The organism is Pseudomaricurvus sp. (assembly GCF_965662505.1).
Lineage (GTDB): Bacteria > Pseudomonadota > Gammaproteobacteria > Pseudomonadales > Cellvibrionaceae > Pseudomaricurvus.
On record NZ_CBFIHX010000195.1, the window covers coordinates 1 to 4,390 of the forward strand.

5 protein-coding genes are annotated in these 4,390 nt (G+C 47.3%); 1 reads left to right on the plus strand and 4 read right to left on the minus strand.

Annotation, left to right across the window (positions count from 1 at the left end; genetic code table 11):
* From ACTG33_RS16390 to ACTG33_RS16405, 4 genes are all read right to left on the minus strand, one after another.
* The coding region (locus ACTG33_RS16390; protein WP_439136296.1) for a DUF1287 domain-containing protein at positions 1-503 on the minus strand (503 nt) is incomplete at its 3' end.
* 99 nt (positions 504-602) lie between these two features.
* Positions 603-1,061: a hypothetical protein gene (locus tag ACTG33_RS16395; protein ID WP_439136297.1), complete on the minus strand. Its 459-nt coding sequence runs from the start codon at positions 1,059-1,061 to the stop codon at positions 603-605.
* Between the two features lie 252 nt (positions 1,062-1,313).
* Positions 1,314-2,858 (minus strand): glucuronyl esterase domain-containing protein, encoded by a 1,545-nt coding sequence (locus ACTG33_RS16400; RefSeq protein ID WP_439136298.1) that lies wholly within the window; start codon positions 2,856-2,858, stop codon positions 1,314-1,316.
* Positions 2,859-3,063: 205 nt separating this feature from the next.
* The gene (locus ACTG33_RS16405) at positions 3,064-3,324 is read right to left on the minus strand and encodes a YrhK family protein (protein WP_439136299.1); all 261 of its coding nucleotides are present in this window, start codon (positions 3,322-3,324) and stop codon (positions 3,064-3,066) included.
* A 198-nt stretch (positions 3,325-3,522) separates the two neighbouring features.
* Between ACTG33_RS16405 and ACTG33_RS16410 the strand changes: the two genes are divergently transcribed.
* The coding region (locus ACTG33_RS16410; RefSeq protein ID WP_439136300.1) for a transposase at positions 3,523-4,390 on the plus strand (868 nt) is incomplete at its 3' end.

Consider the following 4,390-nt stretch of genomic DNA (forward strand, 5'->3'; position numbering starts at 1 on the left):
CCGATATGCGGTAGGTTGCCAGGCAACATCCATGTGACTATATCTCCAGGCGCATAATCTTGGTTGTTAGTTGAAATGGCCAGTTTGACACCATGCCTAGTGAAATAGGTTTGTAAGTTTGGCACGCGGCGGTGATCAATGTTCTTGTCGGGGGACTTAAGGCCCCAGATCTGTTTTGACGGGTAGCTGAGGAAGTTTTCCGCCATATCTTCATGGACTAACTGCTGAAGATCTGTGCCAATAGCTCGATATGACCTGATTATTACATCCGTGCATACACCGATGCTTGAAGGAACGTCGCCGTTTGGATAGGGGATGGCAAGGTATGAACCATCATAACGGACTTCGTGTCTCGTGCGCTCAATGGCAGCAACAACCAGATCGTTCTCAAAGCTCTGGCCGAATGAGCTTTGAGAAACAAGTATAGAAAATATGAGTAGGAGTCTTGTCATAATCTTATTGGAAAATATAGCACTCGCAGCAAACTCGCTGCTTTTCAGCATCGTACTGACTGCGCTTGTATGGAAAACCTTGACCCGGGATCTGAACCGCGCCCATTGAGAGCTGGCCGGCTTCATCAAGAATACGGCCCCGCTCTTTTACTAGTCGCCTAAACGCCTGTATATCCTAACAATAACCTCTTCCGCCGCAATCATAACGGCGACCACCGTAATAAACGGAATTGCGCCGTGAAAATGGCCTTCAAAGTGAATCTGACCACTAAAAACGACCTCAATCGCCCCGAGCATAATGAACTTGGATACAAAAAGAATAAACCACGCCGTGACGCCATAAGCACACTTAGCCGCAGTTCCTGATTTAGCCTTAAAGTAATCGCTCACATAATGCTCAACCTTAAACGTTCCCTGTAAAAGCAACTGCATCATGGCAGCGGCCATCAATGCCACCGAAAACGTCTCAACATGCACCCGCCCCCAAAACTGGTTAAACAGCCCCAACACCACAAGATCAATTAAAATGGCAAGGGTATAACGAACAAATAGCTTCTGACGACTGCTTGGCGGTAGAGCAAGTTCGGACACGGCTTCTTGCTTTGACATGGTTAACTCTCTTTTAGGGGTAAAGGCAATGTTCGTATTGAGAAAATGTACAACACTCACTGAATCAATTTTTCTTCCGCAATACTGATCCACAATGATAGCTGTGGTGAGAACGGTAGCAGAGGATGACTTATTGATCAGTAACTTTCTGATTGATTCAAGTTTATCAAGCTAACAGCGACAACATGGGCCGGAAGAGCAGTACTCACACATCCCCTTCAAGCTGGCTTGAACCTTTCTCCAGGGAAGTCGTTATTGTTTTTTGAGATGGATTTCCAGAAATTTTAAATATACATCCCAACTCTCCGGGACTAATCCGTGGCCGCCGTCATGCATATAATAACCAAGGTCAGTTAAAATGGGTTGCTCTGGGGGCCAGGCATCCGTACCCAGACCAGTGCCATCGAGCAGCTGATAGACGGGACTGGCAGCAACCGCACTGAGAAAATTGCCTTTGGGGTCAGCAGCATGATCCAATTTTCCTGTTTGCACGAGCAGTGGGCGTGGCGCTATCAAACTCAATAGCATATGCCCATCGATGGGCAGTTCTTCTTCCCTACCGTAAAAACTGGTGAAGTTTTTAGCCACCCAGTGATTTGACGTACCCGCATTGGCCCCCGCATTACCTTCGCCATAGTTTCGACGCATAAGGCCTGCGCCGGTTTTTCCGGAACAACAAATAATGACAGCTGCAAATCGCTGATCTTGTGCTGCTGCCCAAAGGGCGCTACTGCTCAATCTTGAAGCACCAAAAATCGCAACTCTATCCTGATCAACCAACAAATCCTGTTCAAAGTAATCCTCGACCAGTTGCATTGACCAGGCCCAGGCAGCCATCGAGCCCCAAGCGTCTGCCGCAGGACTGCTATCCTCCGAATTGTCATAGTAACCGCGAATGCCCAGTGGATAGCCCTCGGCAAAGTCCGGATCCACATCGCCATAATAATAAGTGGCCACACCAATACCGGCCTTGAGAAATTTTTCTATGGGAAAACGAACCGAACCTGGTACCTCAGTGGGCTTGACCCTCTTCTGACTGACTGGATCCCACACCAGCGTTTCGACAATGCCTGGATCTTCAAAGACGACAGAAGGTGCAGTAAATCCAATCATCAGGAGCATGGGAGCAGGACTATTTGTCGATGCGGGAATATACTCCACCAGATCGAAGCTGGGCGACGAAGGGCCATCCGCCAAATGGATTTTGACTTGTTTACGGATCGCCGCGCCGTCAAACACAGGGGTTCCGCTATCGAGCACCTCGACAGATCCACCTTTAGCTTCTGAAGGCACCTTGCCAAAAACCAGCGTTTCATAATGACCAAGAATCTCGGGGCGACGATGACTCCACCAGTTTTCCGCATCCGTCACAGTTTGGCCGTTATTCATGACCAGCGGATCTGGGAGAGTATAGGGTTTAACGTTGGCTTCGTCGTAATTCGCTGTGACCACTTCAGCCTCTTCTACACCTTCCCCGGGCCGGATCTGTTTTAACTCGGCGTCTATTTGAGCCAGTACTTCATCCGTTAGCATACCGCCCGAGTAGCCCTGAATGCCTTTCAGGGTCGTATTACGCATCATTTTGACGCGGGAACTTTTGACAATTTTAGGGGCATATTTTTCCAGAACCGCTTTGGTCTCGGGATTATCCAGTAGAGAACCTATTGAGGAAGTAGTAGTGCTGTAACTAGCTGCAGAACCAGTAATCGAAATATCAGATGGCACACTTGAATCACAAGACATCAGTGAAAGACAGACCGTTAATAATAAGATCAATCGGGTAAATGAATACGTCATGGGGCTCCAGAGTATAATTTATTATTAGATTTTTAACTTGGGTCTAGAAGTGCAGTTGTTCAATGTTCATCAGCCTACCTTGATCTTCACGCCATCCATTTTGACACATCCCTGTGACTGGATTTAACTATAGAAGGTGTCTACTTTATTTGGGGAACCCTAGTCCAGTAGAGGCCGAAGGCCGGAACCATGTTTGAGAGTACTGTTATGCTGATCTTTTAAAAACTTTACCAACATGAACGAGACTGGTTAGTTCAATCAACGGTTTAATGATTAACTGCGCACTACCCACTATAAATAACCAAGTACCATTTTCAATAAGGGACTCATTTAAAAAGAAAACACTACCGATCAAAAACCAGACAGCTATTAGCAAATCATTGAATGCGCCTAGAGCTTCATAACGACGCTGAATCACTATATGGTCATTGAAAATATCTATATCTAATTCGGTACCTTGTCTCACAAATACTCCTTAGCTAGAACAATTTATAAACGCAAAAACGGAGACAGGCACTCACATATAGTCCTAATGCAAAACTTTAGCATGATATTTCATTAAATCTCATACAAAAAGTAACAGTTCCCACCTCGTTAGGGTTGAAGACGCACTGACTTTTTAGTCTCATCTTCGTCACATCAACAAACCTTCATTACCTCCCAGATGACTCAACCTCGAAAGCAACTGGTTTCACCCTCCGACACGCCCTTCTACCACTGCGTTTCCCGCTGTGTAAGACGCGCGTTTCTCTGTGGTACTGATTCCGTGACAGGTCAGGATTACGAACATCGCCGACCGTGGATAGAAAACCGTATCCGGCTACTGAGCTCTCTGTTTGCTATCGACATTTGCGCCTATGCTGTGATGAGCAATCACTACCATCTGATCGTCAAAATTAATTCTTCGGATGACTGGTCGGATCAAGACGTCGTAGATCGCTGGCTGACTTTGTTTAAGGGGCCTATTCTCGTTCAACGCTTTCGCAATGGCGAGGCCTTGGCTCAAGTTGAGAGAGACACGGTGTCGCAGATTCTTGAAGTTTGGCGAAAACGGTTGCAGGATCTGAGCTGGTTCATGAAGTGTCTGAATGAACCCATCGCCCGAATGGCCAATGCCGAAGACAACTGTACCGGCCACTTCTGGGAATCCCGATTCAAGTCCCAGGCTCTACTGACCGAGGAAGCCCTGCTTTCGTGCATGGCCTATGTCGATCTCAACCCCATTCGGGCTGGCATGGCCCGAACACCAGAATCCTCTGAACACACCAGCATCAAAGAACGCATCCAACCCACCATCAATCTGGCCGATGCCATCAAGGGTCAAGATCTGTCTTCAGAGTTACATGTGCCAATCAAACCCTTGCTGTCTTTTGAGGACTCTGTAAAGCCTGATCTCCAAACCGGCATCGCTTACTCACTAAGCGACTATTTACAACTGGTCGATTGGACCGGACGGGCGATTCGCGATGACAAGACGGGCTCAATATCAACCCATTTACCTCCCATCCTATCCCGACTCAACATCCCCGCCG

What these genes read in the sequence shown, in the direction of transcription:
- ACTG33_RS16400 (WP_439136298.1), bottom strand. Translation starts at nt 2,858, where the DNA reads ATGACGTATTCATTTACCCGATTGATCTTATTATTAACGGTCTGTCTT.
- ACTG33_RS16395 (WP_439136297.1), bottom strand. Translation starts at nt 1,061, where the DNA reads ATGTCAAAGCAAGAAGCCGTGTCCGAACTTGCTCTACCGCCAAGCAGT.